General features: G+C 72.8%; 26 protein-coding genes. 16 read left to right on the top strand and 10 right to left on the bottom strand.

Going from position 1 to position 24,250, the window contains the following annotated elements:
• The first annotated feature begins 30 nt into the window (after positions 1–30).
• Entirely contained in the window at positions 31–1,047 is a 1,017-nt protein-coding gene (locus tag EDD30_RS36110; protein ID WP_071806953.1) for an aldo/keto reductase, read from the top strand.
• Positions 1,048–1,052: 5 nt separating this feature from the next.
• Positions 1,053–1,244 carry a DUF5703 family protein gene (locus tag EDD30_RS36105; RefSeq protein WP_071806952.1) on the top strand — a complete coding sequence of 64 codons (192 nt, stop codon included), beginning with the start codon at positions 1,053–1,055 and terminating at the stop codon, positions 1,242–1,244.
• A gap of 438 nt (positions 1,245–1,682) precedes the next feature.
• Here EDD30_RS36105 and EDD30_RS36100 read toward each other — a convergent pair whose 3' ends face one another.
• Both EDD30_RS36100 and EDD30_RS36095 read right to left on the bottom strand, forming a co-directional pair.
• Positions 1,683–2,348, bottom strand: coding sequence for a hypothetical protein (locus EDD30_RS36100; protein WP_071806972.1), 666 nt, complete (start codon positions 2,346–2,348; stop codon positions 1,683–1,685).
• A gap of 46 nt (positions 2,349–2,394) precedes the next feature.
• Positions 2,395–3,705 (bottom strand): M20/M25/M40 family metallo-hydrolase, encoded by a 1,311-nt coding sequence (locus tag EDD30_RS36095; RefSeq protein WP_071806951.1) that lies wholly within the window; start codon positions 3,703–3,705, stop codon positions 2,395–2,397.
• A gap of 67 nt (positions 3,706–3,772) precedes the next feature.
• On the opposite strand from EDD30_RS36095, the gene EDD30_RS36090 reads away from it, so the two are divergent.
• From EDD30_RS36090 to EDD30_RS36060, 7 genes are all read left to right on the top strand, one after another.
• Positions 3,773–4,378 (top strand): hemerythrin domain-containing protein, encoded by a 606-nt coding sequence (locus EDD30_RS36090; protein ID WP_071806950.1) that lies wholly within the window; start codon positions 3,773–3,775, stop codon positions 4,376–4,378.
• Between the two features lie 156 nt (positions 4,379–4,534).
• Complete coding sequence (locus EDD30_RS36085) at positions 4,535–5,512, top strand: LysR family transcriptional regulator (protein WP_071806949.1); 978 nt, start codon at positions 4,535–4,537, stop codon at positions 5,510–5,512.
• Positions 5,513–5,628: 116 nt separating this feature from the next.
• The gene (locus EDD30_RS36080; protein WP_071806948.1) at positions 5,629–6,045 is read left to right on the top strand and encodes a hypothetical protein; all 417 of its coding nucleotides are present in this window, start codon (positions 5,629–5,631) and stop codon (positions 6,043–6,045) included.
• A 46-nt stretch (positions 6,046–6,091) separates the two neighbouring features.
• Positions 6,092–6,352 (top strand): hypothetical protein, encoded by a 261-nt coding sequence (locus EDD30_RS36075; RefSeq protein WP_071806947.1) that lies wholly within the window; start codon positions 6,092–6,094, stop codon positions 6,350–6,352.
• 4 nt (positions 6,353–6,356) lie between these two features.
• A complete protein-coding gene (locus EDD30_RS36070) occupies positions 6,357–7,235 on the top strand; it encodes a hypothetical protein (protein WP_123678712.1) in 879 nt (292 codons plus the stop codon).
• Positions 7,228–9,870: an FtsK/SpoIIIE domain-containing protein gene (locus tag EDD30_RS36065; protein ID WP_123678711.1), complete on the top strand. Its 2,643-nt coding sequence runs from the start codon at positions 7,228–7,230 to the stop codon at positions 9,868–9,870. Before EDD30_RS36070 ends, EDD30_RS36065 begins: the two co-directional genes overlap by 8 nt.
• Positions 9,867–10,574, top strand: a complete 708-nt coding sequence (locus EDD30_RS36060) for a hypothetical protein (protein WP_071809317.1) — start codon at positions 9,867–9,869, stop codon at positions 10,572–10,574. The genes EDD30_RS36065 and EDD30_RS36060 overlap by 4 nt, the downstream gene beginning before the upstream one ends.
• 72 nt (positions 10,575–10,646) lie before the next feature.
• On the opposite strand, the gene EDD30_RS36055 is transcribed toward EDD30_RS36060, so the two are convergent.
• Both EDD30_RS36055 and EDD30_RS36050 read right to left on the bottom strand, forming a co-directional pair.
• Positions 10,647–11,894, bottom strand: a complete 1,248-nt coding sequence (locus EDD30_RS36055) for a cupin domain-containing protein (protein ID WP_071809316.1) — start codon at positions 11,892–11,894, stop codon at positions 10,647–10,649.
• A gap of 10 nt (positions 11,895–11,904) precedes the next feature.
• On the bottom strand, positions 11,905–12,237 hold the full coding sequence (locus EDD30_RS36050) for a BatC protein (protein ID WP_071809315.1): 333 nt from the start codon (positions 12,235–12,237) through the stop codon (positions 11,905–11,907).
• A gap of 84 nt (positions 12,238–12,321) precedes the next feature.
• On the opposite strand from EDD30_RS36050, the gene EDD30_RS36045 reads away from it, so the two are divergent.
• Positions 12,322–13,077, top strand: coding sequence for a DUF72 domain-containing protein (locus EDD30_RS36045; RefSeq protein ID WP_071809320.1), 756 nt, complete (start codon positions 12,322–12,324; stop codon positions 13,075–13,077).
• On the opposite strand, the gene EDD30_RS36040 is transcribed toward EDD30_RS36045, so the two are convergent.
• The 5 genes from EDD30_RS36040 to EDD30_RS36020 all read right to left on the bottom strand — a co-directional run bounded on the left by EDD30_RS36040 (position 13,074) and on the right by EDD30_RS36020 (position 16,544).
• A complete protein-coding gene (locus EDD30_RS36040; RefSeq protein ID WP_071809314.1) occupies positions 13,074–13,940 on the bottom strand; it encodes a DUF72 domain-containing protein in 867 nt (288 codons plus the stop codon). The two genes, EDD30_RS36045 and EDD30_RS36040, sit on opposite strands and share 4 nt — an antisense overlap.
• A 73-nt stretch (positions 13,941–14,013) precedes the next feature.
• Positions 14,014–14,436 (bottom strand): TraR/DksA family transcriptional regulator, encoded by a 423-nt coding sequence (locus EDD30_RS36035; protein WP_071809313.1) that lies wholly within the window; start codon positions 14,434–14,436, stop codon positions 14,014–14,016.
• A 217-nt stretch (positions 14,437–14,653) separates the two neighbouring features.
• Positions 14,654–15,283, bottom strand: coding sequence for a nucleoside/nucleotide kinase family protein (locus tag EDD30_RS36030; protein WP_071809312.1), 630 nt, complete (start codon positions 15,281–15,283; stop codon positions 14,654–14,656).
• A 55-nt stretch (positions 15,284–15,338) separates the two neighbouring features.
• Positions 15,339–15,806 (bottom strand): winged helix-turn-helix domain-containing protein, encoded by a 468-nt coding sequence (locus EDD30_RS36025; RefSeq protein WP_244945680.1) that lies wholly within the window; start codon positions 15,804–15,806, stop codon positions 15,339–15,341.
• Between the two features lie 339 nt (positions 15,807–16,145).
• Positions 16,146–16,544, bottom strand: a complete 399-nt coding sequence (locus tag EDD30_RS36020) for a cupin domain-containing protein (RefSeq protein WP_084557604.1) — start codon at positions 16,542–16,544, stop codon at positions 16,146–16,148.
• A gap of 50 nt (positions 16,545–16,594) precedes the next feature.
• Between EDD30_RS36020 and EDD30_RS36015 the strand changes: the two genes are divergently transcribed.
• Genes EDD30_RS36015 through EDD30_RS36005 form a run of 3 tightly spaced genes read left to right on the top strand, consistent with a single transcriptional unit; the run spans position 16,595 to position 18,151 of the window.
• A complete protein-coding gene (locus EDD30_RS36015; RefSeq protein ID WP_071809310.1) occupies positions 16,595–16,987 on the top strand; it encodes an ankyrin repeat domain-containing protein in 393 nt (130 codons plus the stop codon).
• Between the two features lie 44 nt (positions 16,988–17,031).
• Positions 17,032–17,229: a hypothetical protein gene (locus EDD30_RS36010; protein ID WP_143163010.1), complete on the top strand. Its 198-nt coding sequence runs from the start codon at positions 17,032–17,034 to the stop codon at positions 17,227–17,229.
• Entirely contained in the window at positions 17,219–18,151 is a 933-nt protein-coding gene (locus EDD30_RS36005) for a DUF3500 domain-containing protein (protein WP_071809308.1), read from the top strand. The genes EDD30_RS36010 and EDD30_RS36005 overlap by 11 nt, the downstream gene beginning before the upstream one ends.
• On the opposite strand, the gene secA2 is transcribed toward EDD30_RS36005, so the two are convergent.
• On the bottom strand, positions 18,148–20,439 hold the full coding sequence (secA2, locus tag EDD30_RS36000) for an accessory Sec system translocase SecA2 (RefSeq protein ID WP_071809307.1): 2,292 nt from the start codon (positions 20,437–20,439) through the stop codon (positions 18,148–18,150). The genes EDD30_RS36005 and secA2 overlap by 4 nt on opposite strands.
• A 143-nt stretch (positions 20,440–20,582) precedes the next feature.
• Between secA2 and EDD30_RS35995 the strand changes: the two genes are divergently transcribed.
• From EDD30_RS35995 to EDD30_RS35985, 3 genes are read left to right on the top strand one after another with little or no spacing between them, the layout of a single operon-like run.
• Complete coding sequence (locus EDD30_RS35995) at positions 20,583–21,320, top strand: ATP-binding protein (protein WP_071809306.1); 738 nt, start codon at positions 20,583–20,585, stop codon at positions 21,318–21,320.
• Positions 21,317–22,336, top strand: a complete 1,020-nt coding sequence (locus EDD30_RS35990) for a chemotaxis protein CheB (RefSeq protein WP_071809305.1) — start codon at positions 21,317–21,319, stop codon at positions 22,334–22,336. The genes EDD30_RS35995 and EDD30_RS35990 overlap by 4 nt, the downstream gene beginning before the upstream one ends.
• 30 nt (positions 22,337–22,366) lie before the next feature.
• A complete protein-coding gene (locus EDD30_RS35985) occupies positions 22,367–24,208 on the top strand; it encodes a CheR family methyltransferase (RefSeq protein ID WP_071809318.1) in 1,842 nt (613 codons plus the stop codon).
• The last annotated feature ends 42 nt before the right edge of the window (positions 24,209–24,250 follow it).

Below are 24,250 nucleotides of genomic sequence, written 5' to 3'. Positions count from 1 at the left end.
CCGGTGACCGCGCCTGAATAAGGTTCACCCATGCAACAGCGACCGCTCGGCCGAAGCGGGTTGGCGGTCTCCCGGCTCGCCCTCGGCACCATGACCTGGGGACGCGACACGGACGCCGACGACGCGGCCGCACAACTCAAGCTCTTCCTGGACGCCGGCGGCACGCTGGTCGACACCGCCGACGTGTACGGCGACGGCGACGCCGAAGCGGTCATCGGCTCGTTGCTCGGCCCCCTGGCGCCCCGCGACGAGCTGCTGATCGCCACCAAGGCCGGGCTGGGCCACACGCCGCACCGGCGGCGCGACAGCTCCCGGGGGCATCTGCTGCGCACCCTTGACGCGTCGCTGCGCCGGCTGGGCACCGACTACGTGGACCTGTGGCAGTTGCACGGCTACGACCCGCACACCCCACTGGAGGAGACCCTCGCCGCGCTGGACCACGCCGTGCACACCGGCCGGGTCCGCTACGTGGGCGTGTCGAACCTCGCCGGCTGGCAGACCGCGCAGGTCGCCACCTGGCAGCGGGCCTTCCCGGGCCGCACCCCCATCGTGGCCACCCAGGTCGAATACTCGCTGCTCGAACGCGGCATCGAACGCGAGGTCCTGCCGGCCGCGGCGGCCCTGGGCATCGGCGTGCTGCCCTGGTCGCCGCTGGGCCGCGGCGTGCTGACCGGCAAGTACCGCAACGGCCGCCCGCTGGACTCCCGCGCCGCGACGGAACATCTGGCGCCGTTCGTACGGACCTATCTCGAGCCCCGCAGCTCCAGCATCGTCGAGGCGGTGGTGACGGCCGCCTCCGGCCTGGGCGTCGAACCCCTGGAGGTGGCGCTGGCGTGGATCCGTGACCGCCCGGGCGTGGCGGCGCCCATCCTGGGTGCCCGCACCGCCGGCCAGCTCCAGGGCGCACTGCTCAGCGAGCAGCTCACCCTGCCGGCCGAGATCGCCCGAGCCCTCGACGACGTCTCGGCGGTGCCGATCGGCTACCCGGAACGTGAGGGTCTGACCGGCCCGGGGGCTGGTGGCACACCCGCCGCTGACGCATATTAAGACCCATGGACTACGAATACGCGCCGCTGCGGTTGCCCTCGAATGTCGATCGTCTGACCGCCACGGCGCAGCTATCCATCCAGGCAGAGTTCTCCGGATGGGAGCTGGCCCGAGTCCAGCTCTTCCGCGACGGAACCCGGCAGGTGATGCTCCGCCGCAAGGTCGGCAGCACCCCCCAGCCGGGTCTCTCTCTTTGAGGGCCCGGCTTCCGTCTCTTCAGGGGCGACCGCCACCTCCAGCCCCCGCCAAGCCCCACGGGTCGATCACCTGACAACGGCCCGGCCCGGCGCACGATCTCACCGCGACCAAAGTCGCACTGCGCCCGCCGGTGTCGAGGGCGCCAAAAGTCGCACGCCGGTCTCGACCGCGACCAAAGTCGCACTGCGCCCGCCGGTGTCGAGGGCGCCAAAAGTCGCACGCCGGTCTCGACCGCGACCAAAGTCGCACTGCGCCCGCCGGTGTCGAGGGCGCCAAAAGTCGCACGCCGGTCTCGACCGCGACCAAAGTCGCACTGCGCCCGTCGGTGTCGAGGGCGCCAAAACAGACTAGGCGCCCTTTGCCGTGGTCTGTTTTGGTGTCCTCGACACCGACCTGCCCTTGGGCGCAGTGCCCGCCGAGCGCAGCGAGGCCATGTATCAGTGATGACCCGCGTGCTCGTCTTCTTCATCGGGCAGGAACGGGTGCTCGTCCAGCCGCCCGACGAGCTGGTCGTCGGCGCCCGGGGTGAACGGGCCGGCGCCGTCCTCGTCCGGGAACGCCTCCAGGTCGAGGGGCTCCTTGACCTCGGACACGGTCAGCAGGCCGTCGAGCGGCTCCAGCTCCGGCACGTCGAGCGACGACAGTGACCCGTCGCCGGCCTGGAGCAGTTCGAGGACGGCCTCGCCGACCGACTCGACCGCGCCGGGCTCCTCGTCCTCCGGGACCAGGTTGCGGCGGGCGGCGTCCGCGACCCGCAGCAGGGCCGCCACGCTCGGGACCCGGTAGTCGCGGCGCTGGCGGACCGAGATGACCTGGGCGTACGGATCGGCGGAGGCGTGGCCGTCGGCGCCGGCGGACGCGCCGAAGCGGGCGTCGGCCTCGTCGGGGTCGATCGATTCGACGTCCCACGGCGTCACTTCGCCGAACGCGTCGAGCAGTTGCTCGTCGTAGGCGTAGGAGGTGTTGTTCAGGGCGACGTAGGCCTGCCACACGTCGTCGTCGTCCACCCGGCCCTGGGCGGCCTTGACCGCCGCCAGGTGCGCCCTGGCGGCCTCCACGACACGGTCGAGGGCGGCTTCGAGCTCCGCGTACTGGTCGGTCATGGTCAGCAAAGTCCTCTCATCAGCTCGCCTGCGTCAGGCGGTCGAGTCAGCTTGCCTGGAGCAGGCGGTCGAGCACACGCACGCCGAACTGTAGTCCTTCGACCGGGACGCGCTCGTCGACGCCATGGAACAAAGCGGAGAAGTTCAGGTCGGCGGGGAGTTTGAGGGGGGCGAAGCCGAAGCAGCGGATGCCCAGGGTGGTGAAGGCCTTGGCGTCGGTGCCGCCGGAGAGCATGTACGGCACGGCGCGCGCCCCCGGGTCCTCGGCGCGCAGCGCGGCGCCCATGGCTTCGACGAGGGCGCCGTCGAAGCCGGTCTCGAGGGCCGCCTGCCGCTGCAGGTGCTCGATCTCGATGTCCGGGCCGATCACGTCGCGGAGCTGTTCGAGGAAGAGTTCCGCCTGGCCGGGCAGGGTGCGGCAGTCGATGGTGGCCGACGCCCGGCCGGGGATGACGTTGTCCTTGTAGCCGGCCTCGAGCCGGGTGGGGTTGGCGGTGTTGCGCACGGTGGCGCCGATGAGGTTGGCGATGGGCCCGAGCTTGGCGATGGCGAGCTCGGGCTCGTCGGGGTCGAGCTCGATACCGAGGGCCTCGGAGGCCTGTTCCAGGAAGGATCGCACGGTCGGGGTGATGACCATCGGGAACTTGTGCCGGCCGACGGCGGCCACGGCCTCGGCGAGGGCGGTGACGGCATTGTCGTCGTGCACGAACGAGCCGTGCCCGGGGCGGCCCTTGGCGTGCAGGCGCAGCCAGTCGATGCCCTTCTCGGCGGTCTCGACCAGGTAGAGACGCAGGTCGTCGTTGACCGTGTACGAGAACCCGCCCACCTCGCCGATCGCCTCGGTGCAGCCGTCGAACAGGTCGGCGTGCTCGCGGACGAGGAACTGGGAGCCGTACTCCATGCCCGCCTCCTCGTCCGCGGTGAAGGCGAGGACGATGTCGCGGGGAGGGACGACGCCGGTGCGCTTCCAGTTGCGGACGACGGCGAGCATCATCGCGTCGAAGTCCTTCATGTCGATCGCGCCGCGGCCCCACAGGTAGCCGTCCTTCTCCTCGCCGGAGAACGGGGGCACCGACCATTCGCTCGCGTCGGCGGGGACGACGTCGAGGTGACCGTGCACGAGCAGGGCGCCGCGGGACGGGTCGCGGCCCGGGATCCGGGCGACGAGGTTCGCCCGCCGGGGCGCCGACTCGTGCAGTGCGACGTCGACGCCGACCTCGGTGAGCTGCGCGGCGACGTATTCGGCGGCGACTCGCTCGCCGGTGGTGGTCCGGGGGTCGCCCGTGTTGCTGGTGTCGATCCGGAGCAGGTCGCGGCAGATGCGTACGACCTCGTCGGCGGCGCTGACTGGTTCCATCCGCTCTTCTTACCAGCTCTCCGCACGGCGCGTTTGGCCGGAGATCGGGTGCGGGTACCAGGCGGGCGTGTCCGTACATCTGCCTCCGCTGCCGCCGGTCGGCGGCGAGTCCACCGGCCCGAACGTGGCCGACGTGGTGTCCCGTGAGCATCGCGAGCTACTGGCGCTCTGCGACGAGCTGATCTCCGACGGCACCGCCGCGGGACGGCGACGCGCGCTCGCGCAGGTGGTCAGCGCCGCGCTGTCGCGGCACCTGTCCGCTGAGGAGCAGTATGTCTATCCCGCCGTCCGCGCCGCCGTGCCGGACGGCGATCAGCTCGTCATCCGGGAGATCGCCGAGGATCGGGCACTGCTGGAGTCGCTTCGGCTGTTGGAGGCCGCCGGGGACGGCGAGCGGCGCGAGCGGGCGCGGGACGTGGAGCGGCGGCTGCGCCGGCACGCGGACGCCGCCGCCGGTGAGCTGCTGCCGCTGCTGCAGCGGATGGCGTCGGCCGAGGAGCTGATCCGGCTGGGCAACCGGGTGGAGCTGGCGGAGGAGGCGGCGCCGACCCGGCCGCACCCGGGCACCCCGGCGACGCCGCCGTGGAACAAGGTCGTGGACCCCGCGGTGGCCATCGTGGACAAGGTCCGGGACGTGGCCGGCGGGCGGACCACGTACCCCCAAGATCTCTAACTTTACTGATAGTGATAAATGGCGTACATAATGTTTCCGTACGAACGTACTGGTTAGCTGCTTCTGTCCTTTTGGTTAACCCGTTTGTCACAAGTGGAGGATCTTCGATCGGCTGAAGGTCTAGCCGATATCCCGCGAACGTCCTACCGTCACGCTATGAACCTGGAGCTGCGGCATCTCAAGGTGGTCTGTGCCATCGCCGAGACGGGCAGCGTGACGAAGGCGGCGTCGCTGCTCGGGCTCGCCCAGCCGGCCCTGACCGCGCAGCTGCAACGCATCGAGCGAACGCTGGGCGGACCACTCTTCGAACGCGACCGGCGGGGCGCACGGCCCACCGCGCTGGGCGAGCTCGTGCTCTCTCGCGCCCGGGTCCTGCTACCGGCCATGAAGGGCCTGCAGGACGAGGCGGCCCGGCTGGCCGGGGCCGGCTCGGACAACGCCATGAGCCGGTACCGGATCGGCTCGATCGGCGGCCCGGTCATCGGCGGCATGGTGCACCGGCTGTCCGTGGCCCAGCCCGAGGCGCAGATCACCACCCACGCCTCGTACTACGTGGACGATCTGGCCACCATGGTGCTGGCGGGCAAGCTCGACTACGCCCAGGTCGGGGTCTGCGGCGACGCCATCCCCTCGGCCGACTACGGGCTGGTCTGGCAGACCATCGCGGTCGACGGCGTCTGCGTGCTGATGCAGGAGGACCATCCGCAGGCCAAGGGCGTCGAGGTCGACCTCGCCGAGCTGGCCGAGGAACAGTGGGCGGGCGGCCCCGGCGGCGGTTGCTTCGGCGACTGCTTCGCGGCGGCCTGCGCCCGGGCCGGCTTCACCCCCCGGCGGATCCTGGAGACCGACATCCGCGGCTGCGTCGACATGGCCGAGTCCGGCGTCGCGCTGGCGCTGTGCCAGCCGACCTTCCGACCGCCGGCCGGACTGGTGCACCTGCCGATCAAGGGCGCGCCGCTGCGCTGGCGGCAGGTGCTGGGCTGGCATCCGGACAGCCCGGCGGCGCAGGTCGCCCCGCGCCTGATGACCATGGCCCGGGACGCGTACCTGGAGGCCTCGGCCCGCAACCCCGGCTACCTCGCCTGGCTCGAGGACCACCCGCACCTCGGCGCCGAGCAGCTCACCGCCGCCTGAGCGGGAGCCGCCACCCGACGCCGGCCCAGGAGAGCCGGCGTCAACCGCAGCCCGAAAGCCGCCGCGAGGCGCGGCGTCAGAGCCGGCGTCGGTGGCGGGTGTGAGACGCTGCTGGGATGTCGGTGCCGCTGCTGGTCATGGACGCCGCTAACGTCGTCGGCTCGCAGCCGGACGGCTGGTGGAGGGACCGCGCCGGAGCCACCGCGCGGCTGCGGGACGCGCTGCGCCTCCTGCCCGCCGCGGGGCTGCCGGACCTGCCCGGCCCCGTCGAACTCGTCCTGGTCGTGGAGGGCCGGGCCCGCGACATCGCCGCCGCGCCGGGCGTACGCATCGAGCGCGCCACCGGCTCCGGTGACGACGCGATCGTGGCGCTCGTGGCCGCCGAGGGTGCCGGCCGCCGGGTCGTCGTGGTCACCGCCGACCGCGGTCTGCGCGAACGGGTGACAACCCTCGGCGCCGAAGTACGGGGCCCCACCAGCGTTCCGCGCGGAAACTCCGCACGGGGGGACGACCCGCCCATCAGGGACGACTAAGCTGGGGCGCGTAACACCGTGACGATTTCACCGGGAGGCTGCACGAGTGGCCAGCGTCGCCGAGGTCAGAGCGGCCGTGGACGCCGCGCTCCACCAGGTCACCGAGGGACAGGCGGCCATCCAGGCGGCCCGGGAGAAGCTCGGTGAGGCCCAGCAGAGCCTGGCCGCCGCGCTCGACGGCTCGGCCAACGACGCCGTCGGCGCCGCACACGCCTCCCTCGCCCAGGCCGACCAGCAGCTCGAGGATTGCCTCGGCGCCACGCTGCTGGCGGTCGAGCAGGCCCAGATCTACACGGCGACCCTCTGACCCGATGTCACTCCTGCAGGAACTCGGCGCCCAGCTCAGGTCCACGTCGGACGAGCTGCCGACCGGCCTCGTGTCGGTGGCCATGGAACGGCTGCGCAGCGCCTCCGAGCTGCTGAACTGGGTGCGCCAGACGTCCGTGGACCCGATGGGCGTACCCCAGCTCGGCAATGCCACCGAGCACGCCGAGCACGCCGCCGCCGCGTTGCGCCTCACCCAGGACGCGATCGCCGCCTACCTGGCCGCGCTCGGTCTGTCCGGCGGTGCGCCGGCGGCGGGCGACGACTACCGGGCGGGCCTGAGGGACGACGAGCCGGTCCCGCCCCGGCCCGAGCAGCACGAGCCGCCGTCGGAACGGCTCGGACCGTGGTGGCAGGAGCGGGTCGCCACGCTCACCGGCGAGGCGCCGCCCCCGCCGCAGGAGGCCGGCGCCGCGGGCGGGCGCGCCAACGGCACCGCCGAGCTGCTGCGCCGGGTCGCCGCCGGGGTGCGCTCCGGCGACCGCGCCCGGCTCGGCCGCGACCTGCACCGGGTCGACGCCGCCACCGGCCTGGGCCTCTCCGCGGCCAGCAACCCGGTGCTGCACCGGCTCGCCGGTGACCTGCTCGGCCACGAGCCCCGGCCGGAGGACCTTCCGCGGCTGCGGACGGCTGCCGGGGGCCGGGTCAAGTCGCTGCTGCCGGGCACCCCACCGGCCGTCCTCGACACCCTGCTCGCCCGCATCTGCCGGGCGCCGGCCACGGCGCAGGCGCCCGCGCACCCCGCCGACTCGGCGGTCACCGCGAGCGTGCTGACCGGCGTCCTGCTGGCCCGCCTGGGCCGCGATCCGGCCACTCTGGACCCGGACGCGCCCGAGCCGCTGCGGACCCGGGGCGCCGATGCCTGACTCGACCGCCCAGCAGGTCGTCGAGGTCCGTGCCGCGCTGTCCCACGCGCTCGGCGTCGCCGAGGCCACCCTGGAGGCGGCCCGTACGGAGCACGACGCGGCGGTCACCCGGCGGGCCCGGATCGCCGGCGCCGCCCGCGAGCGCCGCAAGCGCCTCGCCCACGAGCGGGACAAGCGGCTGCGGGAGATCGACGAGCAGCGCGAACGCGAGCTGGCCGAGCTGGCCGGCGCGGCCGTCGAGACCGCGCGCCTCGCCGCACCCGGCGCGGCGGGGATGCCCTGGTCGCGCTGGCGGCCCACGCCGGCCGGCTCGCCCGCGCCCGCCCCGGAGCTGCGGGTGGGGCGCCTGCTGCTGCCGTACGACGACGAGGTGCCCGCCCTGGTGCCGCTGCTGGACCACGGACACGTCGTGGTCCGCGGCCACGACGCGACCGGCGACGACGTGGTGGCCGGGCTGCTGCTGCGCGCGCTCGGCGGCGCCGAGCCGGGCCGGATCACGCTCACCGGGTACGACCCCGAGCAGCTCGGCGGCGGGCTGGCCGGCTTCGCCCCGCTGGCCCCGGCCGGCGTGCTGCGCTTCGTCGGGCCGGGCGGGCTCGGCGCCCTGCTCGACGAGCTGGTCGACCACGTACGCCGGATCAACGAGACGGTCCTGGCCGGTGAGCACTCCTCGCTGCGGGAGCTGGCGGCCGCGACGGGCCGCCGGCCCGAACCCTGGCGGGTCGCGATCCTGCTCGGCGGCGGCCGCCCCGACGAGCTGTCCCGGCACGAGCGCGGCCAGCTCGACCGGATCCTGCGCACCGGGGCGGCGTGCGGCGTGCACCTGATCGTGCGCGACCTGCCCGTGACGGCCGGTCCGGGCATCGAGATCGTCGACGCGGTGCCCGGCGACGGGGCGCGGCTGGGCGGCACCGGCGACCTGCCCGTCCGGCTCGACCCCGGCCCGCCCCCGACGGTGGTCACCCGCACCTGCCGGCAGATCGCCGACACGGTCGCGGCGGGTCCCGCGCCGGTCGCCCTGGACAGCCTGCTGCCCGAGCGCGAGTGGCAGGAGAGTTCGGCCCGGGCGCTGACCGCCCCGCTGGGCGACAGCCCCCAGGGCGCCCCGGTGCACGTGACGCTCTCCGACTATCCGCCGCACGCGCTGATCGCCGGCCCGTCGGGCACCGGCAAGACCAACCTGATCTACGCCTGGATGGGCGCGCTCGCCGCCCGCTACTCCCCAGCCGAGCTGGCGTTCTATCTGTTGGACTTCAAGGAGGGCGTGTCCTTCGCGCGGTTCGCGCCGGGCCGGCGCGATCCGAGTTGGCTGCCCCACGTCCGCCTGGTCGGCGTCAACGTCAACACCGACCGCGAGTTCGGCCTGGCCCTGCTGCGTTTCCTCGGCGCCGAGCTGCGCGGCCGGGCCGACGCCGCCAAGCGCCACGAGGTCACCAACCTGGCGGAGCTGCGCGCCGAGGATCCCGGCGGCGCGTGGCCGCGGATCGTGGCGGTCGTCGACGAGTTCCAGGTGCTGCTCGCTGGCCGGGACGCCGTCGCCGCCGAGGCCGTCGAACTGCTGGAGGACCTGGCCCGCCGAGGCCGTTCCCAGGGCATCCATCTGGTGCTGGCCAGCCAGGACGTGTCGGGCATCGAGGCGCTCTGGGGCCGCCCGGCGCTGGTGGCGCAGTTCTCGCTGCGGATCGCCCTGCCCCGGGCCCGCCGGGTGCTGGCAGAGCAGAACACCGCCGCCGACGTCCTGCCGCGCTACCACGCGGTGGTGAACGCCGACTCCGGCGCGACGGAGGCCAACCGGGTGGTCCGGGTGCCGGACGCCGGCGACCGGGAACGCTGGAGCGACCTGCAGCACCGGTTGTGGCGGCGGCGTCCGCAGGAGCTTCCCCCGCCCCGGCTCTTCGACGGCGACGCGATCCCCCGCCTCGACGACAGCCCGGACTTCCGGGGATTCGCGGCCGGGACGCAGGCCGCGCCGGTGGTCCTGCTCGGCGAGACCATCGACGTCGAGGCCCGCTCCGCGCGCACGGTGCTGCGCCGGGCGCCGGGCCGCAACATCGCCATCATAGGTACGCGGGTGGACGAGGCGTGCGCGATCCTGCACACCGCGGCGCGCTCACTGGCCGCACAGTTCACTCCGGGTGCGGCGCAGTTCGCGGTGGCCTGCCTGGACGCCGACGCGCACGCCGCGGTCGAGGCGCTCCGCGGCGTCCTACCGGCCGACACCGGCTACTACGACGGCGACACGGTCGACTTCCTGCTCGAGGACGCGGCGTCCCGGGCCACCGAGGGCACCGCCGCCGACCGCCCGCTGCATCTGCTGCTCTACGCGGTCGACGCCGCGCCTGCGGCCACCCACGAGCTGCTACGCCGAATCCTGCGCCAGGGGCCTGAACGGCGCGTCCACGTCCTCGGGTGGTGGCGCGGGGCGTCGCTGCTGCGCGACACGCTGGGCGGGCAGGCGTCCCGGACCGATGTCATCGGCGCGTGGGTGGCGCTCGACGTGCACGGCAGCGAACTGGCGCCGTACTACCCCGGGCACGGCTCGCCCGTCTGGTATCCGAGACCGTGGCGGGCGCTGCACTTCGACCGCTCGGTGCACCGTGGCGCCGAGGTCATCATCCCCTATGGACCCTCATGACCGCTCCCGACCACGACGGCGTGCTCGAACGCAGTATCCCGGACTATCGTGGCGTGATCCGCAAGCTGACCCACCTCGACGAGGAGGCGGCGGCGCACCGCGCCGAGGCGCGGACCTGGCACGACACCCGCGCGCGGGAGACCGACGAGGCGGTGCGCCAGGCCGACCGGCGGGTCGAGGAGGCGAGGGCGGCCGTCCGGTCGGCGCAGCGCGGCCTCGAGGAGGTCGACGCTCGCGTCGCCGTCCTGTGGGCGGAGTTCTCGCACCGGGCCGGGCGCGTGGCGGACCGCTTCGCCCGGGCGCCGCAGCCGGCGGTCCCCCGGCAGCGGGACCGCGACGCGGAGGATTATCTGCAGGAGGCGGCGACCACCGCGGCCTGGGCGCCGCCGGCCAAGCCGCTGAAGGGCGCGACCTTCCTGTACACGGGACTCGGTGCCCTCGGCGGTGCCATCGGGCTCGCGGCATGGTCGCTGCTGCGCTGGGCGGGCCGCGAGGGCGGCGGCGACCTGGCCGTGGGACTGCCGGTGGTGGCGCTGATCGTGGCACTGCTCGGTCCGATCCTCGCGGTCGTCGCGGCCAAGCGGGTCGCGGACCGCGGCGGTACCCCGCTCGACGCCTCGGCGGTCGCCACGGTCCTCATCGCCGCCCTGGTCACGGCCGGCATCATCCTCGCCGCCGTCCGCGCCAACGCGGGCGCCGGCTGACTCCACCCAGGCGGGCGAGCCGCGCGTCGCGCGGGCGCATGGCCCCGCGGCGCACGCCACCGGCCGGGCCGGTCAGGCCGGGACCAGGACGGCCTCGCGCAGCAGGCGGCGGGCCAGGACCAGGCGGTCGGCGTCGTCGTCGAGGCCGGGCAGGTCGCCCACCCGGTGGGTCCGGCCGTCGAGCGCCGTCCGTACGGCCGGCGCACAATACGCCGGCAGGCGCAGCGTGCGCCCGGTCAGCCGCAGCACCACATGGTCCGGACCGTCCTCGCTCAGGTCCCAGCGCAGTCCCTCGCGGACCGTGACCAGGCCGCCGGGGCCGAGGCCCTCGGCGTGGGCGAGCTGAGCCAGCGGACGCACCGGCGCCGGGCGCTTCGCGGGCCACGCCCGCTCCCGCAGCCGCTCGGCGATCTCGGCCGGTTCGGCGGTGAGCAGCCACTCCCGCAGCACCGCGACCGTCTCGGTGAGCTCCGGGGCGACCTGGCCGGCGTCCGCCACGTCCATCCTGTACGGCAGCGTCGCGCGCAGCCGCTGGTTCCGGGCCGCGAGGGTGAGCAGTTCCTCGACGATCGCGTACCGGGTGAGTGCCCGGACGCCGAAGGTCAGATGCAGCGACCGCTCCCCCTGCGCCCGCGCCGAGTGGAGCCAGCCGCGCGGCAGGTAGAGGGCGTCGCCCGGGGCGAGGACGACGTCCAGCGCGGCGGGGCCCTCGGCGACGGCATCGACCTCGTCGGCGCGGCCGCCCCAGGCCTGGCGTTCCAGCGGCTCGGGCAGTACCGGCTCGTGGATGCGCCAGCGCTTGGTCCCGTCGACCTGCAGCACGAAGACGTCGTGGGTGTCGTAGTGGGTCGCGAAGCCCTTGTTGCCGGCCGGCGTCAGGTAGGCGTTGACCTGAAGCGGCTGGCGCAGTTCCTCGCCGAGGCGGCCCGCGTATCGGATCAGCGGCGGCCAGAGGCGGTGCAGGCCCTGCAGCACGAGGGTGGCGCCGTCGGCGTACAGGCGCATGATCTTATCGTCGGCGACCTGGTCGGCGATCTCGGCGCCGGCGCCGCCGGAGGCGGTGAACGCCGAGGCCGGCAGCACGGTGCCCTGGTTGGCCACCCGCAGAAACGGGGTACGCAGCCCGCGCTCGCTGAGTAGTTCGTCGACCGCCTCCGGGGACAGCAGGTCACGGAAGCCGTCCGGCCCGGCCAGCTCGTCGGCGCGGGTGAGCAGCGGCTGGCGCCCCCAGTACGCCTCGGCGAACTTGTCCGGGTCGACGGCGACGACCCGGCCGAGAGCCGGACGGTCCCCGGTGCCGTCCGGCGACGGGTTGGTCATCGCGCAGGCCCTAGGAGGCGCCGCCGTCGGCGCCGCCGTCGGCGCCGCCGTCGACGGCACCCGGGTTCGCGCCGCCGTCGGCCGGGCCCTCGCCCGAGGCGCCGCCGTCCGCACCGCCGTCGACCGCACCCGGGTTCGCGCCGCCGTCGGCCGGGCCCTCGCCCGAGGCCGCGCCGTCCGCGCCGCCGTCGTGACCGGCGGGGTTCGCGCCGCCGTCCGCCGGGCCCACGCCCGCGCCGCCGTCCGCGCCGCCGTCCTGGCCATCCGCGTTGGCGCCGCCGTCGGCCACGCCCTCGCCCGAGACGCCGCTGCCGCCGGTGATGTCGTCGTCGCTGAGTCGCATGATCGAGTTTCCCTTCGTGATGGAGACACCCGCGGTACCCGGTTTCGATCATCGCTAACCGGGGAGACCATCAGCGTGCTGGTGATGGGTACCTCGGGGTGGCAGTACAAGGACTGGCGTCCCCCGAAGGGAGGCGACGACACCCGGCCGTACCTCTATCCGGAGGGCCTGCCGCAGCGGCTCTGGCTGGAGACCTTCACCGAGTCCTTCGCCACGGTCGAGATCAACAACGCGTTCTACCGGCTGCCCGAGCGCGACACGTTCGCCCAGTGGCGCGAGCGGACGCCGGACGACTTCTGCTTCGCGGTGAAGATGAGCCGCTACCTGACCCACATCAAGCGGCTCAAGGAGCCGGCCGAGCCGGTCGCCCGCTTCCTGGGACGCGCCGACGCCCTCGGCGACAAGCTCGGGCCGGTGCTGATCCAGTTGCCGCCGACGCTGAAGGTGGACGTGGCGGCGCTGGAGGAGACCCTCGGCCTCTTTCCCCGCGGCGTGAAGGTCGCCGTCGAGCCGCGGCACGAAAGCTGGTGGATCGACGAGGTCCGCGAGGTGCTCACGCGCCACAACGCCGCGCTCTCCTGGGCGGACCGCAAGGGGCGAGCGATGACCCCGCTGTGGCTCACGGCCGACTTCGCCTACCTGCGGATGCACGAGGGGCGAGCGCAGCCGTGGCCCCGCTACGGGCGCGCGTCCCTGTCGTCGTGGCTGGACCGGCTGCCCGACATGCCGGCGTACGTCTACTTCAACAACGACCCCGGCGGCGCGGCGGTCGTCGACGCGACCGCGATGGCCAAGATGGCCCGCCGCCGCGGCTTGCGGGTGACCCGGACCCCCGGCTAGTCGAGCAGTTCGATCAGGGTTGCGGCGTTGCGCTGGGCGAAGTCCATGCAGCAGTTGTTCATGAAGACCTGGGTCTTCGCGGCCTCGTCGGCGAGGGTGCGCAGCTTCGGCACCCACTCCTGGAGCTCCATGCGCGAATAGTCGTAGCCGAACTTCTCGTGGATGTCCTTACTGGTCCACTTGTCGCTGTGACCGTGAAAACGGACCACGGCCAGATCCGCGGTGGCCGCGACCAGGGGCGGCACCGACGACTTGTGGCCCTGGGGCATGTCGACGCAGACCAGGGGCAGCTCGTGCTCGCGCAGGAAGCCGAGGGTCTCCGCGGCATTGTCGCCCGAGAACCACGACGCGTTGCGGAACTCGAAGACCGGCCGCAGCGGCTTGCACCGGGCCGCGACCTCGCACAGGTAGTCCTTGTGCGAGCGCCGGATGCCCCACCACGGCGGGAACTGGAACAGCAGCGCGCCCAGCTTGCCGGCCGACACCAGGGGATCGAGCGCGGACAGGAACCGCGTCCAGATCTCCTCGTATGCCTGCGGCGGCAGGTCGTCCGGATAGACCGTCTTCTTGTCGGTCTCCGGCCGCAGGTCTTTGTAGATCGCCGAGACCTTGGTCGGATGGCCGGTCAGCAGGCTGAAGGCCTTGATGTTGAAGGTGAATCCGTCCGGCGTGCGCTCGGCCCACAGCTTCGTGGTCTGCTCCGCCGGGGGCCCGTAGTACGTCGCGTCGACCTCGACCACGGGGAACTGCTTCGCGTAGTAGGCGAGGCGCTTCTCCGCGGTGTCCGCCGCCTTGGGATACCAGCCCGAGTCGAGCAGCGTCTTGTCGGTCCACGACGCCGTGCCGACCTGGATCTCGCCCATGAGTCCACGGTAGTCGGCGATGCGAGCGATCCGCCGTCCGAACGGGCGGCGGACCGGTGCGCGACGAGGAGGATCAGCCCGCGCGACGCTCGCGGTTGGCCTTGCAGTGCACGCACGTGGTGGCCGACGGGAACACTTCGAGCCGCTCGACCGGGATCGGGTTGTGGCAGCTCTCGCAGTTGCCGTACGAGCCCTCGTCGAGTCGCTGCATGGCGATCTCCGCCTGCGTACGCCGGTCGAGCAGGGTGCGCAGCAGCGACGTCGCCGCGTCGCGCTCGGCGGTCTTGGAGCCGCTGTCGGCCTGGTCGTCGCCGGCGGCGTCGCCGATCTCGACCAGCCGGAGCCGCTGGTTCTCGGCCACGGCCTCCTCGTATTCGGCGTTCAGATCGTCGAACCGGGACTGCAGCAATGCCCGGATCTGCTCGATCTCGTCCGTCGAGCGTCCCTTGGCGGTGTCGGCACCTTTACCCGTGATGACCGCACTGTTGACGAGCATGTGCTCCCCTGCCCTTCCCTCTGCCCCTGCCGGTGGACTCCCCCTGCCGGCCCGCCGGTGTCGCACCGTGGGGTCCGCTCATACCCACCGCCGAAGATCGGAAACTCGATCCCCGCAAAAAAGTAACCGCAGCATAACTGTCAGTGCTCGTAACCGCCACGGACTGCGCGAACCTGCTTTCGCGTCGCAGGTCACGGGGGTGCGGCCGGAGATTCACTCATGCGCGGAGGACCATCGCGGGCCTCCGGGGATCATCCAGGCGGACAACGACGTCGGCGAATGCGGCGGGGTCGACCTCGGCCGCGTAGCGCGCGAAGGCGGGCAGCGTCCAATGCTCGGCCGGGTCGGTGCGGCGGGCCAGGGCCGCCGGCGAGAGTGCGAGATGGACCGTCACGTCGAACGGCAGTCCGGCGCCGAGCAGGAGCGAGCCGCTGACGAGCACCACGGCCTCCGGCGGGAGCTCCGCGTACGGCTCCCGGGCGGCCCGGTCGGTGGCGGCGTTCCACAGCCGGGTCACGATCCGGCCGCTGCCGAGCGGGCCGGCCGGGTCGAGCACCTCACGGCGCAGCCCCGCTTCATCGATCCAGCCGGCGTAGAAGGAGTCCGGGTTGGTCCGCCCGAACTCCAGCCGCAGCGAGGCGGGGCGCAGGAAGTCGGCCGTGGACACGTGCACCGCCGGGCGCCCCCGCAACCGCAGCGGAGCGATCAGGGCGGCGGCCAGCACGCCGGGGTCCGCGGCGGACGGGCCGTCGATCGCCACCCGCAGCCGCTCCCCCGGGTGCTGGCCGGCGAGCCGGTCGGCCAGCTCCTGGACGAGGACCTCGGTCGACACGGGACGCACATGCACCGCGAAAGCTTAGGGCAGGGCCGAAACGCCGTACGCCACCTGCCCGATGAACCGGTTACTCGTGGGGCAGCACCACGATCCGGGCCTCGTCGGAGAGCCGGTAGCCCACCCCGTAGACGGTGGTGATCAGCGGCAGGTGCGAGCCCATCTTGACGCGCAGCCGGCGCACGTGGACGTCGACCGTACGTTCACCGGTGTGCTCGTAACCCCAGACTGCGTTGAGCAACTGGGTCCGGCTGAACACCCGGCGCGGATGCTCGGCCAGGAACAGCAGCAGGTCGAACTCGAGGCGGGTGAGCGGTAGCAGCACACCGTCGAGCAGCACCTGGCGCGAGGCGGTGAGCAGGCGGACCTCGACGCCACCGTCGCGGACGGGCTCGGGGGCGAGCGGCGCCGGCTCGGGACGGGGCTGCTCGAGGGCGACCGAGCCCTGGCCGGCCTCGACCAGTTCCCGGACGGCCTCGATCAGCCGGTGGGCCTGCGGTGGCAGCGTGTCTCCGGAGAGCGGGATGTTCAGCGTCACGGTCAGGGCGGCGGCGGCCGGCGGCGGGGTTACCGCGGCGCGCCGGATCGTGGCCAGGCGGCCGGGCCCCATCGCGTGTCGTCCCGTGCGCCCCGGCAGGGCGGTGACCGGCATGAAGCCTCCTGCGTCGAAAGAATGAGTGCGGCGCCGTTCACAACGACGATCCAATTAATGCACGCTTAAACCGCGGTCGATATTTCCGGGGCCGCGGCCGAGCGGTCAAGGCGGCAACCACACTGTGGGAAACTCGTTCCATAACCAACGGATGCATCGTCTTTACCCGCACCGTGAATGCGATTACCATCACGCCGGTTAACGACGGGCATCCGTTTCCTGCAGTTATGAATAAACGCTGGTTTCCCGAGGCAGGGCCGGTGGCAGCCGCCAGCCGGGCACCGACGGCCAGCGCACGGTCAGCACCACCGTCTCCTCCTCGCCGGCCCGCCAGGAATGATCGTGACCTGGGCCCCAGACCACGTAGTCCCCCGGTTCGCGCAGCACCACGGTCCGATCCCTCAACTCGATGTTGAAGGTTCCCCGGATGAGCACGAGCAAAGCCGTCCGCGTCTCGTGCGTGGCCCAGGCGGCGCGGCGGTCGCCGGGTGGGTGCACACCCCACTTCACCTCGACTTCATCGCTGTGCCGCAGCTCCCCGGCCGGCATGAAATGGCCGAGCAACCAGCCCTGGTTGCGCGCGCCGTCCTCACCGGCGCGGCCGACGTACACCCCGTCGCTCACCCTGCCCCCCTCGCGGAATGCAGGGGAGATTAACATCGTAGGCTGCCGGCATGGCCGAGGAAATGGACGCCGAAACGATCGCGTACGCGCACCGGATGTTCGACCTGGCCCGCTCCGGCGGCACCGAGGAACTCGCCGGCCACCTCGGCCAGGGCCTGCCCGCCAACCTGACGAATGATCAAGGCGACACGCTGCTGATTCTGGCCGCTTACCATAACCATCCGCCGACCGTCGCCGCGCTCATCGCGCACGGCGCCGACCCGGCCCGGGTCAATGACCGCGGCCAGACCGCGCTCGCCGCCGCGGTCTTCCGCAGATGCGCCGAGACGGTCCGGATGCTACTCGACGCGGGCGCGGATCCGGACGCCGGCGCTCCCAGCGCGCGGGAGACCGCCGCGTTCTACGGCCTGTCCGAGATGAACGACCTGCTGCGCGGCGCGTGAGGTCTCCCGGCCGCCGCCACCGCCCCTGCCGCGCGGTGCAGAACGTGCCCTCGGCCGCCGACCGCCACCGTCCGGTGCAGGACGTGCCCTTCGCCGCCGACCTGGCCGCCGCTCGCGACCGCCCGGCGCAGGACGTGCCCTTCGCCGCCGACCTGGCCGCCGCTCGCGACCGCCCGGCGCAGGACGTGCCCTTCGCCGCCGTCCTAGACACCGGTCGCGACCGTCCGGTGCATGCTGAGTGACATGAGCCTCGCCGCCGACATGGCCGCCGCCGCTACCGCCCTGCTGCGGGCCCGTCCGGAGGCGGGCGTCGCCTTCGGTGACCCGCAGCGCCGCTGGATCGAGTACCGGCCCGAGCCTCGGCCCGGGCTGTCGCTCGCCGACCTCGCCCCCGGCCCGCGCAAGGCCGCACACCGGCTGCTCGCCACCGGCCTGAGCCCCGCCGCGTTCGCCCAGGCCATGGCCGTGTGCGCGCTCGAGGAGGTGCTGGACCGCCGGGAGGGCGGCCGGCGCGGCCGGCACAGCGAGGACTACCGGGTGATCGTCTTCGGCACGCCCGGCGACGACGAGTGGGCGTGGCGCTTCGAGGGTCATCACCTGTCGGTGAGCATGACGGTCTCCGGCGGTCGGGTCTCGCCCGCGCCGGTGTTCCTGGGCGCGAACCCGGCCCGGGTGGATGCGCTGGGGCGGCCCGTGCTGCGGCCGCTGGGCGTCGAGGAGGACCTCGGGCGGGAGCTGCTGCTCTCGCTGCCGGCGAGGGCGCGCCGTGTTGCGGTTGTGGCGGACGTCGCGCCGTACGACATCAGGACGGCGACCCAACCGCGGAGCGCGCCCATCGCACCGCCGGGCATCGCCCGGGCGGACCTGCGGCCCGGGGAGCGCGCGCTACTCGACCAGCTCGTCTCCCTCTACCTGGGCCGGCTGCCCGACGAGCTGGCCGCCGGGCTCGACCCGGCCGGCGGCGAGCTTCACTTCGCCTGGGAGGGGCCGCCGCAGCCCGGGACCCGGCACTATTACCGGATTCAGGGCGACGATCTACTCATCGAGTTCGACAACACCACCGACGACGGCAACCATGCGCACACGGTGCTGCGGCGCCCGCGCGGCGAGTTCGGCGGCGACATCCTCGCCGCCCACCACGCGGGCGAGCCGCACACGTCCTAGCTGCCGCCGGAGGTGAGGCGGCGGCCGACCGCCGCGATGAGCCGGTCGAGCTCCGAGCCGAACGGGTTGTCGTGCACCAGATAGGTCCACGTCGCGCTCGGCCGCACGAGCTCGGCCCGGTCCGGCTGCCAGCCGTCGGAGAGGTCGGTCTCCTCGAACGTCTCGATGGTGCGGCGCTCGATCTCGGTGAAGAGGTTCTGGAACGCCGGCACCGCCGCGCGGTGGAACTCGTCCAGCGGGTCGAGCTTGCCCAGGGCCCGCAGGTGCACGCCCTCGCGCACCTCGGAGAGCTCGGCGAGGTGCTCGGCCCAGAGGCGGTCCAGGTGGTACAGGGCGATGGCACGGGCCGCCTCGGAGAGCACGTCCTCGTCGGTCTCCTTCGCCTTGTCCGGCGACTTCTCCAGCAGCATGATCGCGGCGACCTCGGAGGTCAGCAGCCGCTCCCGGCGCTCCGCCAGGGCGAGGCGCTGCTGCTCGATCACCACGCTGTAGCGCCAGGTGTTGCGGTGGATCTCGTGGTTGACGCCCTCGGCGACCCGCTGGGCGTGCTCGACGGCGTACTCGACCTGGTCGTCGTGCACCACGCCGTCCATGTCCATCCGCGGCGAGGACGGCAGGATGTCGCCCGCGTGCCGGGTGACCAGGTCGTCCTCGAGGCTGACGAAGAAGACCGAGCCGCCCGGGTCGCCCTGGCGGCCGGCGCGCCCGCGGAGCTGGTCGTCGACGCGGCGGCTGTCGTGCCGGCCGCTGCCGATCACGTAGAGCCCGCCGAGCTCGACGACCTTGTCCCGGTCCTTCTCGTCGCTGCCGCCGAGGCGGATGTCGACGCCGCGGCCGGCCATCTGGGTGGAGACGGTGACGGCGCCGTACGCGCCCGCCTCCGCGATGATCGCGGCCTCCTCGCCGTCGTTCTTGGCGTTCAGCACCACCGACGGGACGCCCGCGGCGGCGAGCTGCTTGGCGAGCAGCTCCGAGGCCTTGACGTCGAGGGTGCCGATCAGCACGGGCCGGCCCTTCTCGTGGGCCAGCTTGATCTCCTCGACCAGCGCCTCGTCGCGCATGTCGTGGGCCGAGTAGATCCTGTCGGGCTCGTCCTCGCGGATGTTCGGGGTGTTGGACGGGATCACCGCCACCTCGAGCTTGAAGTACTCACGCAGTTGCTCGCCGACGTGCACCGCGGTCGCCGTCATGCCGCAGACGGTCTTGTAGAGGGCGATGTACGCCTGCACGGTGATGGTGTCGAGCACCTCGCCCTCGGCGGTGGCGTGCAGCCCCTCCTTCGCCTCCACGGCCGCCTGGAGGCCGTCGGGCCACCGGCGGCGCTGGGCGACCCGGCCGCGCATCTCGTCGATCAGCTCGACGGTGCCGTCGCGCACGATGTAGTCGACGTCGCGGCGCAGCAGGGCCCGGGCGTGCAGGGCCACGTTCACCGCGGAGAGCTGGGCGACGTTCTCGTCGGCGTACAGGTCGAGGCCCATCTTCTCCTCGAGGGTCTTGAGTCCCGCCTCGGTGAAGGCGACGCTGCGGCCGTCCTCGGCGACCTCGTAGTGCTTGCCCGCGCGCAGCTCGCGGACCAGCTCGGCGGCGTCGTGCACCGGGTCGCCCTCGCCGGCGATGCTGCCGGCCAGCACCATCGGGACGCGGGCCTCGTCGATGAGGATCGAGTCGGCCTCGTCGACGATGGCGGTGGCACGCTCGCGCTGCACCCGGTCGTCGACCGACGTGACGAGCTGGTCGCGCAGGTAGTCGAAGCCCCCCTCGCTGACCGAGACGTACGTGACGTCGGCGGCGTACGCCTCCCGGCGCTCCTCGGGCGTGGACGCCTCGGTGACCCAGCCGACGGTCAGGCCCAGGAGCCGGTAGACGGGCTCCATCCAGGTGGCGTCGCGACGGGCCAGGTAGTCGTTGACCGTGAGCACGTGCACCGGCCCGTTGCCGAGACGCACGTGGCCGTAGGCGGCGACGGTGGCGGTGAGCGTCTTGCCCTCACCGGTGGCCATCTCGGCCACCTTGCCGGACAGCAGCGCCATCGCGCCGACGAGCTGGACGTCGTACGGGCGCTGCTCCAGCGCACGCCGGGCGGCCTCCCGCCCGATCGCGCAGATCTCCTCGTAGCTGGTGGCCTCACCCGCCGCCGCGGTCAGCGCATCGTCGTCCAGCTCCCGCAGGGCCTCCTCGCGGGCCTCGATCGCCGGCAACCGCCGCTCCAACGGCGCGAGATCGACCGTGGTGCCCGGACGCTGCAGAAACTTGCGGAACCGGCTCTTCAGCCGCTGAGACACACCCATGGCGCGTTACGGTACTTCACTTTCGCGCGCGGGGGTTGCCGACTCCCGCGCCCTTTCCTACCGCGGGGCGTTTGCCGCGGCCCGCCGCCGGGCACAGGGAGCGAACGACGTGACGGGTGCGGCGCGACGACGGAAGGGGGCCGATGTCGAGTCAGCTTGTCTGCCGGCCTGAACAGGACCTTCCGGTGGCGGTGCTGCGGGTCAGCGGAGTGCTGGACGCGGTCACTGGCGACGCCCTGGAACGGGCCCTTGCGCGGTCCCTCTCCGCGCAGCCGCAGTCACTGCTCGTCGACATCAGCGCCCTCGAAGTCGCCGAACCCTCCGCCTTGGACGTACTGAGCTCCATCGTCTGCCGTACCGCCGAGTGGCCCGCCGTACCGGTCGTGCTGTGCGGGGCGGAGACCGACACCGCCCGGACCCTGCGCGACTGGCCCGGCTGCCACACCGTGACCACGGAGGAAAGCTGCGAGAAGGCGCTCGCCGAGCAGCTCGACGAGCCGGTACCGCCGCGGATCCGGGTCCGGCTGCGGCCCGTGCCCGACGCCTGCCGCCAGGTCCGCCAGCTCGTGTCCCAGGCCTGCGCGGCATGGCAGCTCCGGGAGCTCGCCGCCACGATCAGCCTCGTCGCGACCGAACTCGTGGCCAATGTCGTCCGGCACGCGCACACCACGATGGAGTTCACGCTCGCGCTGCGCGACGACCGGGTCTGCCTGACCGTCCGCGACGGCAGCCGGCTGCTGCCGCGGCCCAAGGCCCCGAGCGTCTCCGAAGCGGGCGGGCGCGGGCTGCACCTCGTCCGGGAACTCACCGACGCATGGGGCGTTTTGCCCGTCTCAGACGGTAAGGTGGTCTGGACGAAGTTGACGGCAGGAGCGGCGTGACGGTCGAGCACCGCGACGTGGTCGTCGTCGGCGCCTCCGCCGGCGGCGTGGAAGCACTGCGCGCCCTGGTCGGCGGGCTCCCGCCGGACTATCCCGGCGCGGTCCTCGTGGTCCTGCACGTGCCGCGCGACTCGCCCAGTGCGCTGCCGGCGATCCTGTCGCGCAGCGGCCCCCTTCCGGCGACGGCCGCCGTCGACGGCGAGGAGCTGCGGCACGGCCGCGTCTATGTGGCCCCCAACGACCACCACCTGCTGATCCTCGACGGCCGGATCCGGCTCACCCGAGGACCGGCGGAGAACGGGCACCGTCCCGCCGTGGACCCGTTGTTCCGCTCCGCGGCCCGGGCCTACGCCGAACGGGTGATCGGGGTCGTCCTCTCCGGAGCCCGCGACGACGGCGCCGCCGGGCTGGCCAGCATCGCCGCCCGGGGCGGGACGACGGTGGTCCAGGCCCCGGAGGACGCGCTCCACGCCTCGATGCCCCGCGCCGCGATCGACCACGCCACGCCCGACCACATCGTGCCCGTCGCCAAGATGGGCGCCCTCATCGCCGGGATCACCGCCATGGACCTGCCAGAGCACCCCCCGCGCCGCGCGGACCAGCTTCTCGAGGCCGAGGTGGCCATCTCCGAACTCGGCCCGCTGACCACCGACGAGCTCGACGCCGCACCGGCGGGCTTCGGCTGTCCCGCCTGCGGCGGGAGCCTGTTCCAGCTCGGCGACAAGCCGGTGCCGCGCTACCGGTGCCGGGTCGGTCACGCCTGGTCGCCGGAGAGTCTGCTGGATGAGCAGGCGATCGCTCTGGAAGGGGCGCTGTGGATGGCCCTGCGCGCGCTGGAGGAGAAGTCCGCGCTGAGCCGGCGCATGGCCGGCTCCATCAGCCACCGGCACCCGGTGACGACCGCCCGTTTCCACGACATGGCACACGACGCGGAAGCGGCCGGCGAGACGATCCGCCGGCTGATCGCGCAGCTCGGATCGTCGGGCTCGGTGGACGATCCGGCGCCGTCGTCCTGATCCGCCGAGCCCGTGAGATACGGTCTGCCCGTGAACCCCTTCGACCCCGACTTCGAAGCCCTCCTGGTCTATGTCAAGGAGTCGCGCGGTTTCGACTTCACCGGCTACAAGCGATCCAGCCTCATGCGGCGGGTCAACCGCCGCATGTCGCAGATCGAAGCCGCCGACTACCCGGAGTACCTGGACTTCCTCCAGGTCCACCCGGACGAGTTCACCACGCTGTTCAACACCATCCTGATCAATGTCACCGGCTTCTTCCGGGATTCCGAGTCCTGGGACTTCCTGCGCACGGAGGTGCTCGAGCCGCTGGTGGCGACCAAGCCCGCCGACTCGCCCATCCGGATCTGGTCCGCGGGGTGCGCCTCGGGCGAGGAGGCCTACACGCTGGCCATGGCGCTCGCCGAGACGCTGGGCATCGACGCCTTCCGGGAACGGGTGAAGATCTACGCCACCGATGTGGACGAGGAGCAGCTCGCCGAGGCCCGGCAGGCGACCTACGGCGAACGCGAGATGCAGGCCGTGCCGGCCAAGCTCGCTGCCGAGTACTTCGAGCCGGCCGGCAACCGTTTCACCTTCCGCAAGGACCTGCGACGCTCGATCATCTTCGGCCGCAACGACCTGGTGCAGGATGCGCCGATCTCCCGCATCGACCTGCTGACCTGCCGCAACACGCTGATGTACTTCAACGCGGAGACGCAGGCCAAGATCCTGTCCCGGTTCCACTTCGCCCTCGCCGACGGCGGCGTGCTCTTCCTCGGCAAGGCCGAGATGCTCCTCAGCCACGGTAACCTCTTCACGCCCATCGACCTCAAGCGCCGGGTGTTCCGCCGGGTCCCCCGCGTCATGCCGATCGCCGGCGCGGTCTTCTCCGAGCCGTTGCAGACCGTCGACGGCGCGGTCGTCGGCCTGGACGAGCTGCGCAACGAGGCCTTCGCGGCCAGTCCGGTCGCGCAGCTCGGCCTCACCTCCGACGGGCTGGTGGCGCTGACCAACCGGCGGCTCGAGAAGATGTTCGGGGTGTCGTCACGCGACATCGGGCGGCCCTTCCGCGACCTGGAGGTGTCGTACCGCCCGGTCGAGCTGCGCCGCTACATCGAGCAGGCCCAGCTGGAGCGGCGCACCCTACGGGTCACCGACGTGGAGTACGGCCGCAACGGCGAGACCACCCACCTCGAGGTGCAGGTCAGCCCGCTGACCGGCAACGACGGCAGCCTGCTCGGGGTCAACCTGATCTTCCATGACGTCACTGCCGCGCGCCGGCTCCAGGCGGACCTGGAGCACGCCAACCAGCAGCTCGAGGCCGCGTACGAGGAGCTCCAGTCCACCAACGAGGAACTCGAGACGACCAACGAGGAGCTCCAGTCGACCGTCGAGGAACTGGAGACCACGAACGAGGAGCTCCAGTCCACCAACGAGGAGCTGGAGACGATGAACGAGGAGCTCCAGTCCACCAACGACGAGCTCCAGAGCATCAACGACCAGCTCAGGGTCAGCAGCGCTCAGCTCGACGAGGCCAACTCGTTCCTGGAGACCGTGCTGACCAGCCTGCGCGCCGGCGTCGCCGTGGTCACCCTGGATCTGCGCGTCCGCATGTGGAACCAGCGCGCCGAGGACCTGTGGGGACTGCGCTCCTCCGAGGTGGTCGGCCAGCACTTCCTCAACCTGGACATAGGCCTGCCGTTCGAGCAGCTCAGGCCCATCCTGCGGGGTGCGCTCGGCGACGAGGGCTCGTCCGGCGAGGTGACCCTCGACGCGATCAACCGGCGCGGGCGTGCGGTCGTCGTCCGGGTGGCGTGCGCCCCGCTCCGCGGGCTCGACGTCACCCGCGGGGCCGGGGGGGCCATCATCGTCATGGAAGCCGACGACGCCTGAGGTTTCGCCGACGGGGTGACGGGTACCCCGGGGGCTCCAGTG

This window comes from Couchioplanes caeruleus, from assembly GCF_003751945.1.
In the GTDB taxonomy this organism is placed as follows: domain Bacteria; phylum Actinomycetota; class Actinomycetes; order Mycobacteriales; family Micromonosporaceae; genus Actinoplanes; species Actinoplanes caeruleus.
Note: the sequence above shows the minus strand (reverse complement) of the source record. Positions and strands in the feature narration are given on the sequence as shown.

Coding starts and splice junctions, on each gene's coding strand:
- EDD30_RS36110 (WP_071806953.1), top strand. CDS start 31: ATGCAACAGCGACCGCTCGGCCGAAGCGGGTTGGCGGTCTCCCGGCTC.
- EDD30_RS36105 (WP_071806952.1), top strand. CDS start 1,053: ATGGACTACGAATACGCGCCGCTGCGGTTGCCCTCGAATGTCGATCGT.
- EDD30_RS36100 (WP_071806972.1), bottom strand. CDS start 2,348: ATGACCGACCAGTACGCGGAGCTCGAAGCCGCCCTCGACCGTGTCGTG.
- EDD30_RS36095 (WP_071806951.1), bottom strand. CDS start 3,705: ATGGAACCAGTCAGCGCCGCCGACGAGGTCGTACGCATCTGCCGCGAC.
- EDD30_RS36085 (WP_071806949.1), top strand. CDS start 4,535: ATGAACCTGGAGCTGCGGCATCTCAAGGTGGTCTGTGCCATCGCCGAG.
- EDD30_RS36080 (WP_071806948.1), top strand. CDS start 5,629: ATGTCGGTGCCGCTGCTGGTCATGGACGCCGCTAACGTCGTCGGCTCG.
- EDD30_RS36070 (WP_123678712.1), top strand. CDS start 6,357: ATGTCACTCCTGCAGGAACTCGGCGCCCAGCTCAGGTCCACGTCGGAC.
- EDD30_RS36065 (WP_123678711.1), top strand. CDS start 7,228: ATGCCTGACTCGACCGCCCAGCAGGTCGTCGAGGTCCGTGCCGCGCTG.
- EDD30_RS36060 (WP_071809317.1), top strand. CDS start 9,867: ATGACCGCTCCCGACCACGACGGCGTGCTCGAACGCAGTATCCCGGAC.
- EDD30_RS36055 (WP_071809316.1), bottom strand. CDS start 11,894: ATGACCAACCCGTCGCCGGACGGCACCGGGGACCGTCCGGCTCTCGGC.
- EDD30_RS36050 (WP_071809315.1), bottom strand. CDS start 12,237: ATGCGACTCAGCGACGACGACATCACCGGCGGCAGCGGCGTCTCGGGC.
- EDD30_RS36045 (WP_071809320.1), top strand. CDS start 12,322: ATGGGTACCTCGGGGTGGCAGTACAAGGACTGGCGTCCCCCGAAGGGA.
- EDD30_RS36040 (WP_071809314.1), bottom strand. CDS start 13,940: ATGGGCGAGATCCAGGTCGGCACGGCGTCGTGGACCGACAAGACGCTG.
- EDD30_RS36035 (WP_071809313.1), bottom strand. CDS start 14,436: ATGCTCGTCAACAGTGCGGTCATCACGGGTAAAGGTGCCGACACCGCC.
- EDD30_RS36015 (WP_071809310.1), top strand. CDS start 16,595: ATGGCCGAGGAAATGGACGCCGAAACGATCGCGTACGCGCACCGGATG.
- EDD30_RS36005 (WP_071809308.1), top strand. CDS start 17,219: ATGCTGAGTGACATGAGCCTCGCCGCCGACATGGCCGCCGCCGCTACC.
- secA2 (WP_071809307.1), bottom strand. CDS start 20,439: ATGGGTGTGTCTCAGCGGCTGAAGAGCCGGTTCCGCAAGTTTCTGCAG.
- EDD30_RS35995 (WP_071809306.1), top strand. CDS start 20,583: ATGTCGAGTCAGCTTGTCTGCCGGCCTGAACAGGACCTTCCGGTGGCG.